Source organism: Anaeromyxobacter sp. Red801, assembly GCF_049201065.2.
Classification (GTDB): domain Bacteria; phylum Myxococcota; class Myxococcia; order Myxococcales; family Anaeromyxobacteraceae; genus Anaeromyxobacter.
In genome coordinates this window covers 730251-745639 of record NZ_CM181236.1, presented here as the reverse complement: position 1 = coordinate 745639, position 15389 = coordinate 730251, and the positions used below count along the sequence as shown (strand labels likewise).

Genomic DNA, 15389 nt, shown 5'->3' with positions numbered 1-15389 from the left:
CGCAATGCGCCCGCGCGCCCTCCTGTACCGGCTCCGCTCCTGGTTCTACCGCCGGGACGTGACGCTCTGGTACGACCCGCGCTACCGGCTGCCGCTCTCCGGCCTGGAGTCCGGCGCCGGTGTGGAGCCGCGCCGCGCCGACTTCGTGGCCTGGTGGCTGGCCGAGTGCGGCGCCGTGCCGCGCCCCCGGCGGCGCGCGCCGCGGCGGATCTCGTTCGAGGACCTGGCGCGCGTCCACGGCGCGGAGCTGCTCGAGTCGCTGGGCCACGCCGAGACGCTGGCGCGGGTGTTCGCGGTGGACCCGTCCGACGTCCCGGTGGACGAGGTGATGACCACGGTCCGGCTGGCCTGCGGCGGCACGCTGGGCGCGGCGCGCGAGACGCTCCGCACCCGCGCCCCGGCGCTCAACCTGCTGGGCGGCTTCCACCACGCGTTCCCCGGCGCGGCCGGCGGCTTCTGCCCGCTCAACGACGTCGCCGTCGCGGTCGCCGCGCTCCGCGCCGAGGGGTTCACGGGCCGCGTGGCGGTGCTCGACCTCGACGCGCACCCGCCCGACGGCATCGCCGCCTGCCTGGCGCAGGATCCCGATCACTGGATCGGCTCCATCTCCGGGTCGGACTGGGGGCCGCTCGAGGGCGTGGACGAGACGGTGCTGCCGCCCGGCAGCGGCGACGCCGCCTACATCGAGGCGCTCGGCGCGCTGCTCTCGCGGATGCCCCGGCCGCAGCTCGCGTTCGTGCTGGCGGGCGGCGACGTGCTGGCCGGCGATCGCTTCGGCCAGCTCGGGCTCTCCCTCGACGGCGTGCGCGAGCGCGACCTGCTCGTCGCCGCCGAGCTGGACTTCGTGCCCAGCGTGTGGCTGGCGGCGGGCGGCTACTCGCGGCGCTCCTGGCGCGCGCTGGCCGGCACCGGCATGGCCGTCGCAGCGGGCTCGCTCGCGCCCATCCCGGACGAGTACGACCCGCTCTCCGCCCGCTTCGAGCTGGTCTCGCAGCGGATCCTGCCCGGCGACCTGGGCGACACCGGCGACATCACCGCCGAGGACCTCGAGGAGGCCCTCGGCATGCGGCCGCGCCGCCAGCGGCTGCTGCTCGGCTTCTACACCGCCTCCGGCATCGAGCACGCGCTGTTCCGCTACGGCGTGCTGGAGCAGCTCGAGCGGATGGGCTACCGGCAGTTCCGGGTCGGGTTCGACTCCGCCGGCCTGGGCGAGCGGGTGCGGCTCCACGGCGAGGCGGAGGGGCAGGAGCACCTGCTCGTCGAGCTGATCCTGGAGCGGCGGCACGTGCTCGGGGTCGAGGTGCTGTTCGTCCACTGGCTCTCGCTGCGCAACCCGCGGGCGCAGTTCAGCGACCGGCGGCCGCGGCTGCCCGGCCAGGAGGTGCCGGGGCTCGGGCTGGCGCGCGAGGCCGGGTCGATGCTGGCGCGCATGGCCATCCGCCTCGGGCTGGGCGGGGTCGCCTTCCGGCCGGCGCACTTCCACACCGCCTACGCCGCCCGGCACGCGTTCGCGTTCATCGACCCGGAGCGGCAGGGACGCTTCGAGGCCCTGGTCCGGGACCTCGCGGCGGTGCCGCTGCTCGAGGCGACGCGCGCGGTCTCCGACGGGCGCGTGCTCCTCGACGGGCGGCCCTACGCGTGGGAGGCGGACGAGATGGCGTACTGGCTGCGCGAGTCGCCGTCCGAGCCCGGGGAGGTGGAGCGCGAGCGCGAGCGGGTGCGGTTCACGCTGCTGCCCGAGGCGCCCCGGGCGGCGGTCAAGGCGCCGGCTCCGCCAGGAGCTGCCTGACCTCGTCCTCCAGCTTCTCGCCCTCGGCGCGGTCGTAGCCGCGATGCACGTGGCGCACCACCCCGCGCCGGTCGATCACGAGCGTCGTGGGCAGCCGCTGGACGTCGAGCCGCTCGCCGAGGGCGGTCCCGCCCGGATCCCAGAGGATCTGGAACGCGACCGGGGCGGGCGCCAGGAACGCCTCCACCGCGGCCCGGTCCTCGTCGAACGCCACGCCGGTGACCCGCAGCCCCTCGCCGCGGTGGTCCCGCGCCAGCCGGTCGAGGTGCGGCAACTGTTCCTTGCAGGGCTCGCACCAGCTCGCCCAGAAGTCCACCACCTGGACCAGCCCGCGCCCGGCGGCGCCGCCCACCTGGACCTCCCGGCCGGCGAGATCCGGGGCCGAGAACGAGATCTCCGCGCCGACCAGGCGCGACGGCCCCGGCGGCGGGCGCGGGATCGGGCGCTGCTGCGGGCGCGGGGCGGCGCACGCGGCGGCGAGCGCGAGCAGGGCGGCTGCGAGCGGGGGGCGGCGCATCCCCCGATTGTAAGCGCGACCCCGGCGGCCCGCCCGCAACCGCCGCGCGGGCCGTGAACGCGTCCTTGCGCTCCGCGGCGGTTCACGCAAGGTGACCGCCCGCCCCGGGCCCGGATCCCAGGTGGGAGCGTGCCTCCCGCTTACGCGTGATCTAGCGCAAGATTGCGCACGCCTGCCTGTGCGATCTTCCGCGCCGACCCGGGCGGCGGACACCGCGCCGCCGGGTGAATCATGACCCGCCGTCGAGTGAGATCCTGATGCGCACTCCGAGACACATCGTCGCCGCCGTGGCGCTGCTCGCCGCCTCCGGCGCCGGCGCCGACACGGTCGAGGTCACCTCGACCACCCTCGTCTCCGCCGGCCAGCAGGCCCGCGACCGCCGCCTGGGCCAGGAGCCCGACCTCGTCACCGTGGTGCCCGCCTACGAGATCGTCAGCATCACGGCGCGGGACATCCGCACCTCGATCGCCGACGACCTGCAGCTCCAGCTCTCGGGCTGGGGCTCCTACGACTTCGACAGCCTCCGCTGGGACAACGGCACCAGCGAGTCCCTCACCGGCGACCTGATGAGCGCCCAGGTGCAGGCGAGGTTCCTCGACCGGCGCCTCACGCTGCGGCTGGGCCGCGAGCACGTCATGAGCGGCGTCGCGCGCATGATCCAGATCGACGGCGGCGAGGCCATCCTGGTGCTGCCCGGCGGCTTCCGGCTGTCCGGCTACGTCGGCTCGCCGGTGGCGCAGCGGTTCGCGTCCCGCACCGGCCTGAAGAGCTGGAACCCGGCCGGCGGCGACTTCGCCTACGGCGGCCGGGTGGGCTGGTCGCTGGCGATCCCCGGCCACGCCGGGCGCGGCCTGGACGTGGGCGCGTCGGCGAACGTGGTCGAGGACGCGGGCGACCCGGTCCGCCAGGAGGTGGGCGCGGACTTCCGCCTGCAGCCGCTCCAGACCGTGTCCTTCACCGGCTTCGGCGCGTTCAGCGTGTACGACGAGCGCTTCAGCGAGGCGAGCGTGGCGGCGCGCTGGAAGCCGGTGCACCGGCTGGAGGTCACCGCCGACTGGCGGTTCCTGGCGCCGGACCTGCTCCTGGCCCGGAACTCGATCCTGTCGGTGTTCTCCGCCTCCACGCGCAAGGAGTACGGCGTGGGCCTGGACTACGAGGTCGGGCACGGCTTCTCGGTGGGCGGCGACTACCACCTGTCGGTGGAGCCGGGCGAGACCGCCGAGGACAACAGCTACCTCGGCCAGGACCTGGTGGTGCGCGCCGACTGGACCCGCGGCGCCACCGAGGCGGGCGGCGAGATCACCTACCTCGACGCGCTCGAGAACGGCTACTGGGCCGGGCGGCTCTACGGCAAGCAGGGCTTCGGCAAGGTGTTCGCCGCGGCCGACGTGATGAGCTACTTCTTCAAGGAGGACGTGAACGGCGAGTCCTTCGCCGTCACCGGCTCCCTCAGCGGCGGCATCGAGCTGGCCCGCGGCTTCAGCGCGGTGCTGGCGGGGCGCGCCGGCGTCACCCCGTTCATGGAACAGACCTACGACGTCATGGCGAAGCTCGTCTACAACCAGACCTACACGGTGCGGGAGGTGCGGTGATGAACCGGATCGTCCCGGTGATCGCGGCCGCGCTGCTGGCGGCCTGCGGCGCGAAGAGCAGCAAGACGGTGACCGCGGCGGCGGCGGAGCAGCCGGCCGTCGAGTTCACGCACGAGGCGCACATCATGGCCGACGTGGCCTGCCTCGACTGCCACTCCGGCATCGACAAGGCCACCCGCCTCGAGCCCAAGCGCCACGTGAGCGTGAGCTGCTCGGACTGCCACGACGACGCGCGCGGCCAGGTGAAGGTGCCCGAGCGGGTGAAGGAGGTCCGGTTCACCTTCTCGCACCAGGATCACCTGGCGAAGGTGAAGGACTGCAAGACCTGCCACCAGGCGCTCCCCGAGCCCGGCGACAAGGAGATCAAGGCGCCGCCCATGGCCGCCTGCACCTCCTGCCACAACCACCAGATGGACTTCGCGCAGGCGAAGTGCACGCCCTGCCACACCGACCTGAAGGGCTTCGTGCCCGAGTCGGCGTTCGCGCACACGGGCGACTGGCTCCGGACGCACGGCAACTACTCGCGGACCAGCGCGCAGAGCTGCGCGGCCTGCCACGACCAGACCTACTGCGCCACCTGCCACGCGTCGCAGACCACGCCGGCCCTCCCCTCCTCGATCTTCCCGGAGGAGGTGAAGCGCGACTTCATCCACCGCGGCGACTACGTCTCGCGCCACATGATCGAGGCGGGCGCGAACCCGTCGAGCTGCCGCCGCTGCCACGGCAGCCCGTTCTGCGACTCCTGCCACACGCAGCAGAACCTGACCATGAAGTCGCTCACGCCGTTCCCGGTGCACCCGGCCGGCTGGGCCAACGACAAGGCCAGCGGCCACTTCCACGGCGACGCGGCCCGGCGCGACATCACCTCCTGCGCCGGCTGCCACGACAACGGCGCCTCGGCGGTGTGCGTCGCCTGCCACCAGGTCGGCGGCCTCGCGGCGAAGAGCCCGCACCCGAAGTCGTTCGCGCGCAAGCACGACGCCGGCGATCGCCGGTCGAACGCGATGTGCGCGGCCTGCCACCACGGCGCGTAGCCGGCGGCGCAGGACGAGACACGAACGGCCCGGTCGCGCGAGCGGCCGGGCCGTTTCCTTTGCAGAGGGCGCCCCGAAACCCGCTCGCGGTGAGCCTGTCGAACCGCGAGCGTGCCCGGCGCGCCGCTCAGCGCCCCAGCCGCGCGAGCAGCTTGCCCCAGATGCCGCCGAAGGCGCCGTTCGACATGGCCACCGCCACGTCGCCGGGGCGCGCGCCGGCCCCCATGGCCTCGACCATGGGATCCACCGCGTCGAACACGCGCGCGGGCAGCCCGTGCGCCGCGAGCGCGCGCACCACCGCGTCCACGTCCAGGCGCTCGGCCTCGGGCACGCGGTCGGTCGGGGCCGGGCGCAGGACGAACACCTCGGCCGCGCCGGACCAGGTGGCCGGGTCGGAGTAGTCGGCCTGGTGCAGGTTGCGCCGGCTGGTGTTGGAGCGTGGCTCGAACGCGGCCAGCACGCGGGCGCCGGGGAAGCTCCCGCGCACCGCCGCCAGCGTCTTCCTCACCGCGCGCGGGTGGTGCGCGAAGTCGTCGATCACCGTCACCCCGCCCGCCGTGCCGCGCACCTCCTGCCGGCGCCGCACGCCGTGGAACGCGCCCAGGCCGGCCGCGATCTCGGCGGGGGAGAGCCCGAGCGCGGTGGCCGCGGCGGCGACCCCCAGCGCGTTCTCCACGTTGTGCGCCCCGCCCACCGGCAGGTGGACGTCGGCGAGCGCCGCGCCCTGGCGCAGCAACGTGAACCGCGCGCCGTCCGGCCCGAGCGACAAACCGCGCGCCTCCCAGTCGGCGCCGGGGACGTCCACGCCGTAGGTCTCGACGCGGCACTGCGCCCGCGCGGAGATGCGCCGGACGCTCTGGTACGCGGCGCAGGCGGCCAGGAAGCCGTCCGGCGGGAGCAGGTCGGCGAACCGCTCGAACGCCGACTCGTAGTGCGCCTCGTCGCGGTAGATGTCGGCGTGGTCCAGCTCGCAGCTCGTGAAGATGGCGGTGCGCGGCCGGTAGTGGAGGAACTTCGGCCCCTTGTCGAAGTAGGCGGTGTCGTACTCGTCGCCCTCGACCACGAAGTGCGGGCCGCTCCCCAGGCGGAAGTTCGAGTCGAAGTCGCGCGTCACGCCGCCCACCAGGAACGACGGATCCCGTCCGGCGTGGTGCAGCACGAAGCCCATCATCGCGGAGGTGGTGGTCTTGCCGTGCGTGCCCACCACCACCACGCCGTGCCGCGGGCCGATGAACAGCTCGCCCAGGGCCGCCGGGAACGAGACGTGCGGCAGGCCCCGCTCGCGCACCGCCGCCGCCTCCGGGTTCACCGAGCGCACCACGTTGCCCACCACCACCAGGTCGGGCCGGGCGCGGCCGAGGTTCGCGGCGTCGTAGGGCGTCATCGCCTCGATGCCCCAGCGCTCGAGCTGGGTGGACATGGGCGGGTAGACGTTCTCGTCCGAGCCGGTGACCTGGTAGCCGGCGGCCTTCAGCATGCCGGCGAACGAGCCCATGCCCGTGCCGGCCACGCCGATGAGGTGGATGCGCTTCACGCTCTTCCAGTCGATCACGTTCGCTCCGGTGCCGCTCCGGCGGGCGCGCGCGGGCGCGGGCGCGGCGGCGAGATGCAGGGCCTACCCGATCCCCAGCGCCTCCGCCACCGCGTCGTGGAAGCGCTGCCGGAAGGCGCGGATCCGCGGCCGGTCGCTCTCGCCGGCGGGGTGGACGTGGTTGGTGAGCAGCGCGCACACCAGGCGGGCGTCGCGGTCGATCCAGAGCGAGGTCCCGGTGAACCCGAGGTGGCCGAGCGCGCCCCGCGGGCCTCGCCCCAGCCGGCCGCCCAGCGACGAGGCGCCGCGGCTGGGAGTGTCCCAGCCCAGGGCGCGCTCGCTGCCGGGGGTCGGATCCCGCTCGGCGAAGGCGGCGGCGGCGCGCGCCGGCACCACCGAGGGCCGGCCCTCCAGCGCCTCCAGCCACGCCTGGCCGAGCGCCGCGACCTCCGGCGCGGTGGAGAACACGCCCGCGTGGCCGGCGGCGCCGCCCATGGCCCAGGCGTTGTCGTCGTTCACCTCGCCCTGCAGCGCCGCCTCGCCGCGCCGCGGGCACGCGCCGGTCGGGACGAAGGCGCGGCCGGCGGCCCGGGCGGCGGCGGCGGCCGGGTCGAGCCCGTCGAGGAAGAACGTGGCGCCGAGCCCGAGCGGCCGGAACACCCGGCGCTCCGCGAGCACCGCGAGCGGCGCGCCCCCGAGCGCCTCGACGAGCAGCCCGAGCGATGAAGCCGGGGTCGCAGTAGACCGCGCGCGCCCCGGGCGCGGCCTCGAGCGGCTCCGCCAGCACCGCCTCGCGGACCCGCGCGCGGCCGCGCGCGAACGCGCCGGCCAGCGCGGCGGGCGGGGGACGGCGCCCCGGGGGCAGGAACGCGGCGCCCGCCTCCGGATCCGCGGCGGCGCGCTCGAAGTACGGCCTCCAGCGCGGCAGGCCGCTCGAGTGCGCGAGCAGGTGGCGCGCGGTGACCCCGGCCTTCCCGCCGGCCTCGAAGCCCGGGAGCCGATCGGCCACCGGCGCGTCGAGGTCGAGCGCGCCCTCCTCCACGAGCTGCGCCGCGAGCGTGGTGGTCGCCATCACCTTGGTGAGCGAGGCCACGTCGAACAGGTCGTCGCGCCGCAGCGCGCGCGGGGCGGGCCCGGACAGCTCGCCGTGCCAGCTCGCGTGGACGAGCCGCCCGTCGCGGAGCACCGCCGCCGAGAGCGCCGGCGCGACGCGCTCCCGCGCGCCCGCCTCCAGCACGGCCGTCACCGGCGGCAGCGCGGCGCTCACCGGCCGGCGCCCTCGCCTTCGCGGGCCCACCAGCCGTCGAACAGCAGCCGCGGCGCGCCCTCGTCGCCCGGGCCGGGCGCCACCAGCGTCGCGCGCGCGCCGAGCGGGACCGAGAAGTTCGCGTCCTCGTGGCCGGCCGGGAAGCCCTCCGCCACCGGCACCCCCAGGCCCGAGACCCGCTCGCGGACCACCTCGGCGCCGCGCACCCCCGCGGCGTCGCACTCCGCGAACTGGCCCAGCGCCACCCCGGCCACCCCGTCCAGCGCGCCGGCCAGCCGGAGCTGGGTCAGGTAGCGATCGAGCCGGTAGGGCTTCTCGCCCACGTCCTCGAGCAGCAGCAGCGCGCCCTCCAGCCGTGGCATGAACGGCGTGCCGCACAGGTGCGCGAGCAGGGTGAGCGACCCGCCGAGCAGCGGTCCGGCCGCGCGGCCCGGCCGGACCGTGGCGGTCCCGGCCAGCCCGGCGCCCGCCGCGGGCGGCGTCCACGCATCCGGGCGCGGCGCCCCGCCCATGAGCAGGGCCTCCAGCTGGGCGACCGCGGCCTCGGGCGCCCGGCCGAGCTGCGTGAGCACCGGACCGTGGACGGTGGCGAGGCCCGCGCGGTTGAGCGCCGCGTGGAGCGCGCACACGTCGGAGAAGCCCACCAGCACCTTGGGGCGCTCGAGCAGCGGCGCCGGGTCCACGTCGGGCAGCAGCCGGCTCGCGCCGAACCCGCCGCGCGCGCAGAAGATGGCGCGCGCGTCCGGGTCCGCCACCGCCTCGCGCCACTCCTCCAGCCGCCGCGCGTCGTCGCCGGCGAGGTAGCGCGCCCGCGCGCCCAGGTCGGCGCGCATGCGCGGCTCGAGCCCGAGCCGGTCGCGCAGCACGGCCAGGCCGCGGGCGAGCTGCTCCGGCTCGAAGGGGCTCGACGGCGCGATCACGCGGACGGGGTCGCCGCGGCGCAGCAGCGGGGGGAGGCGCACGGCGCGGAGGATAACCGCGCGGCCGGTGGGGGTCGAGGCGGCGTCCCCGCCAAGGCGGGAGGCGCTCGCCCCGCGGCGGCGCCACGTCACCCTCCGTGCGGGCGGGCGGCCCGGGGCGAGGCGTGGGACCCACCGGGGGACACGCTGCCGGCGGGCCCTGGACGCATGATTCTTCGCTTGTCCGCCGCCGCCGGCCGGCCGTGGCTGCGACGAAAACCCGCGGGGCTCGCCTGTCCGTCTGCTAATGTCGATGGTCCGACTCGATCTCCGATGCCCCCACGCCGCGCCGGCCGCCCCCAGCCGGCGCGCGACGTCCGGCCCGATCCGGCGAAAAGGAGCCCGTGATGAGCTCGAAGAAGACGCAGCTGGAAGGTGAGGTCTTCTACCCCTCCGCCGAGGTGGTCTCGCAGGCGCGCGTGCCGGACTGGGCCGCGCTGGCGAAGCGCGCCGACGAGAACCTCGAGGGCTTCTGGGCCGCGGAGGCCGAGGAGCTCGAGTGGTACCGCAAGTGGGACAAGGTCCTCGACGCCTCCGAGAAGCCGTTCTACCGCTGGTTCAAGGGCGCGCAGACCAACATCGTCCACAACTGCCTGGACCGCCACCAGCGCACCTGGCGCAAGAACAAGCTCTCGCTGGTGTGGGTGGGCGAGAAGGGCGAGGTCCGCACCTACTCGTACTTCGCGCTCAACCGCGACGTCTCCAAGTTCGCCAACGTCCTGAAGGCCATGGGCGTGAAGAAGGGCGACCGCGTCACCATCTACATGCCCCGCATCCCCGAGATCGTGATCGCCATGCTGGCGGCCGCGAAGATCGGCGCCATCCACTCGGTGGTGTACGGCGGGTTCTCGGTGGACGCGCTGCAGGGCCGCATCGAGGACTCCGAGTCGAAGGTCGTGATCACCGCCGACGGCGGGTTCATGAACGGGAAGATCGTCGAGCTGAAGAAGACGGTGGACGACGCCGTCCGCCGCTGCCCGACGGTGGAGACGGTCATCGTGGTGCAGCGCACCGCGCACGAGGTCCGCATGGAGGCGGGCCGCGACTACTGGTACCACGAGCTGATGAAGCTCCCCCTCGCCGCGGGCGTCTGCCCGACCGAGGTGATGGACGCCACCGACCCGCTCTACATCCTCTACACCTCCGGCACCACCGGGAAGCCGAAGGGGCTCATCCACGGGCACGGCGGCTACCAGGTCGGCATCTACTCCACGCTCAAGTACGTCTTCGACATCAAGGACGAGGACCGCTACTGGTGCGCGGCGGATCCGGGCTGGGTCACCGGCCACAGCTACATCGTGTACGGGCCGCTGCTCATGGGCGCGACCACGTTCATGTACGAGGGCGCGCCGACCTACCCGTACCCGAACCGCTGGTGGTCGCTGGTGGAGAAGTACGGCATCACCATCCTCTACACCGCGCCCACCGCCATCCGCGGGCTGATGCGCTTCGGCGAGTCGTGGCCGAACCGCCACGACCTCTCCACGCTCCGGCTGCTCGGCTCGGTGGGCGAGCCCATCAACCCCGAGGCGTGGAAGTGGTACCACCGCGTCATCGGCAAGGGCCGCTGCCCGGTGATGGACACGTGGTGGCAGACCGAGACCGGCATGTTCATGATCACGCCGGTCCCGACGCTCCCGCTGAAGCCGGGCTCGGCGGCGAAGCCGTTCTTCGGCCAGCAGGTCTCGATCCTCGACGACACCGGCAAGCCGGTCCCCGACGGCGAGGAGGGGTTCCTGGTGCTGGAGCGGCCCTGGCCGGCGATGGCCATGACCGTCTACAAGGACGCCGAGCGGTTCGTGAAGACCTACTGGGAGAAGTACCCGGGCCGCTACATGGCGGGCGACGCCGCCAAGCGCGACGCGGACGGCTACTACTGGGTCATCGGCCGCACCGACGACGTCATCAAGGTGTCCGGCTACCGGCTCGGCACCGCCGAGATCGAGAGCGCGCTCGTCGCGCACCCGGCCATCGCCGAGGCGGCGGTCATCGGGCTGCCGCACGAGGTGAAGGGGCAGGCCATCCACTGCTACTGCCTGCTGCGCCAGGGCTTCAAGCCCAGCCCCGAGCTGGAGGACGAGGTGAAGCAGCACGTGGCGCAGCACCTCGGGCCCATCGTGCGGCCGGAGAAGGTGACGTTCGTGGACTCGCTGCCCAAGACGCGCTCCGGCAAGATCATGCGGCGCGTGCTCAAGGCGCGCGCCCAGGGCCTCCCCGAGGGCGACGTCTCCACGCTGGAGGAGTGATCGCCCTCCCCCACGTCCGCCCCGTCCGCTCCCGGCGCGAAAAGGGAACGGGCGGGGCGCCGCGCTTTCGGCGATACTCGCCGCCCGATGCAGACCGACCTGCCCCTCTGGAGGCGACCGCGCACGCGCCTCTACGCGCTCACCGCGCTGCTGTGGGTGATGATGCTGGGGGTGGTGGCGCTGGCCTGGCCGGTGCTGCTGCCCTTCACGCTGGCCGGGCTCGCCGCCTACGTCATCGACCCGGTCATCGCCGGGATCGCGCGCCAGCGGGTGGCCGGGCGGGCGGTGCCGCGCGTCGTCGCGGTGCTGGTCGTCTACGCCGTGCTCGGCACGCTCGTCTGGATCGCCGCGGTCTCCATCCTGCCCGCGGTGTACCGCGAGGCGATCCGCGCGCTGCTCGAGCTGAGGGACTTCCTCGCCTCGATCACGCCGGAGCGGGTGCAGGAGTGGACGCGCGCCATCGACGCGTTCCTGCAGCGCTACGGGATCCCGCTCGACGTCACGCCCTCGGCCGGCGGGCTCGACACCCCCGGCGGCCGGTTCTCGGTGGACCTCGCCGCGGGGATGGCGAGCGCGCTGCACGACCTCACGCTGGCGCTGCGCGGCCGGGTCAGCGACGTGGTGGCGTTCTCGCGCGCCATCCTGGCCGGCACCATCCAGACGCTGTTCTTCGTGGTGCTGCTGTTCATGCTGACCGCGTTCATCTCGATGGACGCGCCCCGCATCCTGCGCTGGTTCGAGACGGTGGTCCCCTCGCACTGGCGCGCCGACCTGCGCCGGCTGCGCGCCGGGATCGACGCGGGGCTCTCCGGCGTGGTGCGCGGCCAGCTCACCATCATGGTGGTGAACGGCGTCCTCACGCTGATCGGCCTGCTGGTGCTGAAGGTGCCGTTCGCGTTCGCGCTCGGCTTCCTCGCCTTCGTCCTCTACGTCGTGCCCATCTTCGGCACGATCCTCTCCTCCGTCCCCATCGTGCTCCTGGCGCTCACCGGCGGCGGGCTCACCAAGGCCCTGCTGGCGCTGGGCTGGATCACGGTGGTCCACGCGCTCGAGGCGTACGTCCTCAACCCGAAGATCATGGGCGACGCCGCCCGGATCCACCCGGTGCTCATCGTGCTGGCGCTGGTGGTGGGCGAGCGCAGCTTCGGGATCGTGGGCGCGCTGCTGGCGGTGCCGGTGGCGAGCGTGGTGGTCGCGGTCTTCCGCTTCCTGCACCGGAAGCAGGTCGAGCTGGACGAGCGCGCCGCCGTCCCGATCGGCCAGAGCCTCTCCGCAGCGCCGGGACCGGCCCCGTCAACGCCGGACCAGAAAGGGAGCCCCACATGAAGCCGTTCCGCATCGCCCTCGTCGCCGCCCTGGCGCTGGCCGCCTCGGCGCGCGCCGAGGACAAGAAGCCCGCCGCGCCCGCCGCCAAGCCGGCCGCCCCCGCCGCCAAGGCGCCCGCCGACACCGACCGCGCGCTGTACTCGGTCGGCCTGGCGGTGGCCAAGAGCCTGGACGTGTTCGCGCTGCAGCCGGGCGAGCTCGAGAAGGTGCTCCAGGGCATCCGCGACGGCGCCGCCGGCAAGCCGAAGTTCCAGCTCGACGAGAAGTCGCAGCAGCAGGTGAACGAGCTGGCGCGCTCGCGCATGGCCGTCACCGCCGAGCGCGAGAAGACCAAGGGCGCCGGCTACCTCGACAAGATGGCGAAGGAGAAGGGCGCCATCAAGACCGCGTCCGGCGCGGTCGTGATCCCGGAGAAGCAGGGCACCGGCGCCACCCCGACCGCCACCGACAAGGTGAAGGTGCACTACGAGGGCAAGCTGGTGGACGGGACGGTGTTCGACTCCTCGCGCAAGCGCAACGAGCCGGCCGAGTTCCCGCTGAACGGCGTCATCAAGTGCTGGACCGAGGCGCTGCAGAAGATGAAGGTCGGCGGCAAGGCCAAGGTCGTCTGCCCCGCCGCGATCGCGTACGGCGAGCAGGGCCGCCCGCCCGTCATCCCGGGCAACGCGGTCCTCACCTTCGACGTCGAGCTGCTCGACATCGTGAAGTAGCGTCCGCGCGGCGCGCCGCCCGTCCCCGCGCGGGCGGGCGGCGGCCGCGCAGGCGGGCTTGCGGCCGGGGCCGCCGGCGCATAGAGAGCGCGGCATGACCGACGACCTCGTCCTGTACGGCAACAAGGGCTGGACCAGCCCCTACGTCTTCTCCGCCTTCGTCACGCTGAAGGAGAAGGGGCTCCCGTTCCGCGTGGAGGCGCTCGACCTCGAGGCGGGGCAGCACCGCCGGCCCGAGTACGCCGAGCCCTCCTGCACCGGGCGCGTCCCGGCGCTGCGCCACGGCGACTTCTGGGTGGCGGAGTCCTCCGCCATCGACGAGTACCTGGAGGACGTGTTCCCCCCGCCCGCCCACGCGCGGCTCTACCCCGCCGACCCGCGGCAGCGCGCCCGCGTCCGCATGGTGCAGGCGTTCGCGCGCAGCGACGTGCTCGAGGTGCGGGTGGAGCGCTCCACCGCGACGCTGTTCGAGGGCGCGGTGGCGAAGCCGTTCACGCCCGCCGGCCGCGCCGCGGCCGAGCGGCTCGTGGCCGTGGCGGGCCGCTTCCTCCCGCCCGGCGCGGAGCACGTGGCCGGCGAGTTCACCATCGCGGACGCGGACCTCGCGCTGCTGCTGCAGCGGCTCGTCCACAACGGCGACCCCTGCCCGGAGCGGCTCGCCGTCTACGCGCAGCGGGTGTTCCGGCGCCCGTCCGTGCGCGAGTGGCTGAAGCAGACCGCCTGGCGCGACCGGTAGCGGGCCCCGGCCCCGGCTTCGCCCTCCCCGCCGCCCGCCCGCCGTGGCACCATGGACGGCGGGAGGGCCTCCATGTCCGACGATCCCCGCGCCACCGCCAGCCTGCTCGCCCGCTTCCGCACCGCCCTGCTCGCCACGCGCGGCGAGGACGGGCACCTGCGCTGCCGACCCATGGCCATGCGCCACGAGGTGCGCGGCGAGGAGATCTGGTTCGCGACCGCGCCGGACTCGACCAAGTGCCGCGACCTGGAGCACGACCCGCGCTGCGCGCTCATCTTCTTCGACGCGCAGGACGGCACCACGGTCACGGTGTCGGGCGCCGGCGAGGTGATCCGCGACCGCAAGCTCATGACCGAGCTGTGGGACCCGTCCTGGAGCCGCTGGTTCCCGGCCGGGCCGGACCCGCGCGAGGTGGCGCTGCTGCGCGTGATCCCGGAGCACGTCGAGCGGCACGACGGGACGACCGGGCGCCTGCAGGTGCTGTTCACCGCGCCGGCGCGCAAGCGCGCGCCCGCCCGCGGCAAGTAGCGGCTACGCCTCGACGGCGCGCTTCAGCCCGGAGGCGAGGTCGTTGAGCGCCTTGGCCTCGGTCGCCACCGCGTGCGTGGTGCTCATGGTCTCCTGGGTGGCCAGGTAGATCTCGTTCATCGCCTTCAGCACCTGGTCGATCCCGTGGTCCTGCTGCTGGGCCACCGCCGCGATCTCCTGCGCGGCCTGCGACGAGTCGCGCAGCGCCGAGGCGAGGCGCCGGATCGTGTCGCCGGTGCCGCTCGCCACCTGCGCGCCCTGCTCGGCGCGCCGGATCCCCACCTCGGCGGCGGTCATGGCGGCCAGCATCGCCTTGTGGACCTCGGCCAGGATGGCGCGCACCTGGCCGGAGGCGCGCTTCGCGTCGTCGGCGTGCTGCCGCATCTCGGCGGCGACCTCCCGGAACCCGTCCGCCCCCGCGCCGGCCCGCTGCGCCACCTGCCCGGCCTGGTCCGCGAGCCGCTGGGAGCGCTCGGCCACGAACCCGACCACCGAGGAGATCTCGAACACGTCGCGCATCCGCCCGTTCAGCGCCTCGATCCGCTGCGAGAGCCCGCGCACCTCGTCCGCCAGCTTCGCCAGCTCGCCGATGCCCGCCTCGACCGCCTGCAGCCCGTCGGAGGAGGCGCGCTCGCCCTGGCGCGCGAGGCCGATGACCGTCTCGGCGGTCAGCGCCGCGCGCGTCGCGGTCTGGCCGAGCTGGCCCATGGTGGCGGTGGTCTCGCGGACCGAGGCGGCGGTCTCGGCGGTCATGGACGAGAAGGACGAGACCGTCGAGAGCAGGGACTGCGCGGCGGTGAACAGCTCCGACGCGGTCTTCAGGAAGCCGTCGCGGCGCACCGACTCGATCGCGACGAGCTGGTCCTGGCGCTGCCCGGCGAAGCTCGCGAGCACGCCCAGGAAGAAGGGCGCGGTGAAGATGATCCAGAGCAGCGGGGTGCCGCCGATGGCGCGGACCATGCCCGCCGCGCTCAGGCCGTACTCGGGCCGGCTGGCCGCCTCCACCACGGTGCCGGCGACGGGGAACAGGACGCCGAACAGCGCGCCCCACAGGGCATACGTGGTGGCGTGGCTACGGGTGCGCATCGGCGGAATCCCTCCCGGATTCGCGCGATTGTGCACCAGGCGGGGGGAGCCCGCCAGATCGCCGCGCC

The 15389-nt window shown here is 74.5% G+C and carries 13 protein-coding genes and 1 pseudogene; 8 read left to right on the top strand and 6 right to left on the bottom strand.

Annotated features, from left to right (window positions below):
• Positions 1 to 4 precede the first annotated feature (4 nt).
• Complete coding sequence (locus ACOQFB_RS03450) at positions 5 to 1789, top strand: histone deacetylase family protein (RefSeq protein WP_059439156.1); 1785 nt, start codon at positions 5 to 7, stop codon at positions 1787 to 1789.
• On the opposite strand, the gene ACOQFB_RS03445 is transcribed toward ACOQFB_RS03450, so the two are convergent.
• Complete coding sequence (locus ACOQFB_RS03445) at positions 1758 to 2306, bottom strand: TlpA disulfide reductase family protein (RefSeq protein ID WP_421608643.1); 549 nt, start codon at positions 2304 to 2306, stop codon at positions 1758 to 1760. The two genes, ACOQFB_RS03450 and ACOQFB_RS03445, sit on opposite strands and share 32 nt — an antisense overlap.
• Positions 2307 to 2563: 257 nt before the next feature.
• Here ACOQFB_RS03445 and ACOQFB_RS03440 point away from each other — a divergent pair, with 257 nt between their 5' ends.
• Both ACOQFB_RS03440 and ACOQFB_RS03435 read left to right on the top strand, forming a co-directional pair.
• Positions 2564 to 3898, top strand: a complete 1335-nt coding sequence (locus ACOQFB_RS03440) for a hypothetical protein (RefSeq protein WP_059439154.1) — start codon at positions 2564 to 2566, stop codon at positions 3896 to 3898.
• Complete coding sequence (locus ACOQFB_RS03435; RefSeq protein ID WP_059439153.1) at positions 3898 to 4932, top strand: cytochrome c3 family protein; 1035 nt, start codon at positions 3898 to 3900, stop codon at positions 4930 to 4932. Before ACOQFB_RS03440 ends, ACOQFB_RS03435 begins: the two co-directional genes overlap by 1 nt.
• 127 nt (positions 4933 to 5059) lie before the next feature.
• Here ACOQFB_RS03435 and mpl read toward each other — a convergent pair whose 3' ends face one another.
• From mpl to ACOQFB_RS03415, 4 genes and pseudogenes are all read right to left on the bottom strand, one after another.
• A complete protein-coding gene (gene mpl / locus ACOQFB_RS03430; protein ID WP_421608642.1) occupies positions 5060 to 6484 on the bottom strand; it encodes a UDP-N-acetylmuramate:L-alanyl-gamma-D-glutamyl-meso-diaminopimelate ligase in 1425 nt (474 codons plus the stop codon).
• Positions 6485 to 6547: 63 nt separating this feature from the next.
• Positions 6548 to 7177: a serine hydrolase gene (locus ACOQFB_RS03425; RefSeq protein ID WP_494492571.1), complete on the bottom strand. Its 630-nt coding sequence runs from the start codon at positions 7175 to 7177 to the stop codon at positions 6548 to 6550.
• Positions 7178 to 7295: 118 nt separating this feature from the next.
• Positions 7296 to 7649 (bottom strand): annotated as a pseudogene (locus ACOQFB_RS03420) (serine hydrolase domain-containing protein); the annotation flags it as partial.
• Between the two features lie 77 nt (positions 7650 to 7726).
• A complete protein-coding gene (locus tag ACOQFB_RS03415; protein WP_059437527.1) occupies positions 7727 to 8692 on the bottom strand; it encodes a S66 peptidase family protein in 966 nt (321 codons plus the stop codon).
• 344 nt (positions 8693 to 9036) lie between these two features.
• Between ACOQFB_RS03415 and acs the strand changes: the two genes are divergently transcribed.
• From acs to ACOQFB_RS03390, 5 genes are all read left to right on the top strand, one after another.
• Positions 9037 to 10935: an acetate--CoA ligase gene (acs, locus tag ACOQFB_RS03410; RefSeq protein WP_421608640.1), complete on the top strand. Its 1899-nt coding sequence runs from the start codon at positions 9037 to 9039 to the stop codon at positions 10933 to 10935.
• Positions 10936 to 11022: 87 nt separating this feature from the next.
• Complete coding sequence (locus ACOQFB_RS03405; protein WP_059437529.1) at positions 11023 to 12261, top strand: AI-2E family transporter; 1239 nt, start codon at positions 11023 to 11025, stop codon at positions 12259 to 12261.
• Positions 12258 to 12971 (top strand): FKBP-type peptidyl-prolyl cis-trans isomerase, encoded by a 714-nt coding sequence (locus ACOQFB_RS03400; RefSeq protein WP_059437530.1) that lies wholly within the window; start codon positions 12258 to 12260, stop codon positions 12969 to 12971. Before ACOQFB_RS03405 ends, ACOQFB_RS03400 begins: the two co-directional genes overlap by 4 nt.
• A 94-nt stretch (positions 12972 to 13065) precedes the next feature.
• Entirely contained in the window at positions 13066 to 13707 is a 642-nt protein-coding gene (yfcF, locus tag ACOQFB_RS03395) for a glutathione transferase (protein WP_421608639.1), read from the top strand.
• A 72-nt stretch (positions 13708 to 13779) separates the two neighbouring features.
• The gene (locus ACOQFB_RS03390; protein WP_011422449.1) at positions 13780 to 14235 is read left to right on the top strand and encodes a pyridoxamine 5'-phosphate oxidase family protein; all 456 of its coding nucleotides are present in this window, start codon (positions 13780 to 13782) and stop codon (positions 14233 to 14235) included.
• Between the two features lie 3 nt (positions 14236 to 14238).
• On the opposite strand, the gene ACOQFB_RS03385 is transcribed toward ACOQFB_RS03390, so the two are convergent.
• Complete coding sequence (locus tag ACOQFB_RS03385; protein WP_059437532.1) at positions 14239 to 15321, bottom strand: methyl-accepting chemotaxis protein; 1083 nt, start codon at positions 15319 to 15321, stop codon at positions 14239 to 14241.
• Positions 15322 to 15389: the final 68 nt, after the last annotated feature.

What these genes read in the sequence shown, in the direction of transcription:
- ACOQFB_RS03450 (WP_059439156.1), top strand. Translation starts at nt 5, where the DNA reads ATGCGCCCGCGCGCCCTCCTGTACCGGCTCCGCTCCTGGTTCTACCGC.
- ACOQFB_RS03445 (WP_421608643.1), bottom strand. Translation starts at nt 2,306, where the DNA reads ATGCGCCGCCCCCCGCTCGCAGCCGCCCTGCTCGCGCTCGCCGCCGCG.
- ACOQFB_RS03440 (WP_059439154.1), top strand. Translation starts at nt 2,564, where the DNA reads ATGCGCACTCCGAGACACATCGTCGCCGCCGTGGCGCTGCTCGCCGCC.
- ACOQFB_RS03435 (WP_059439153.1), top strand. Translation starts at nt 3,898, where the DNA reads ATGAACCGGATCGTCCCGGTGATCGCGGCCGCGCTGCTGGCGGCCTGC.
- acs (WP_421608640.1), top strand. Translation starts at nt 9,037, where the DNA reads ATGAGCTCGAAGAAGACGCAGCTGGAAGGTGAGGTCTTCTACCCCTCC.
- ACOQFB_RS03405 (WP_059437529.1), top strand. Translation starts at nt 11,023, where the DNA reads ATGCAGACCGACCTGCCCCTCTGGAGGCGACCGCGCACGCGCCTCTAC.
- ACOQFB_RS03400 (WP_059437530.1), top strand. Translation starts at nt 12,258, where the DNA reads ATGAAGCCGTTCCGCATCGCCCTCGTCGCCGCCCTGGCGCTGGCCGCC.
- yfcF (WP_421608639.1), top strand. Translation starts at nt 13,066, where the DNA reads ATGACCGACGACCTCGTCCTGTACGGCAACAAGGGCTGGACCAGCCCC.
- ACOQFB_RS03390 (WP_011422449.1), top strand. Translation starts at nt 13,780, where the DNA reads ATGTCCGACGATCCCCGCGCCACCGCCAGCCTGCTCGCCCGCTTCCGC.
- ACOQFB_RS03385 (WP_059437532.1), bottom strand. Translation starts at nt 15,321, where the DNA reads ATGCGCACCCGTAGCCACGCCACCACGTATGCCCTGTGGGGCGCGCTG.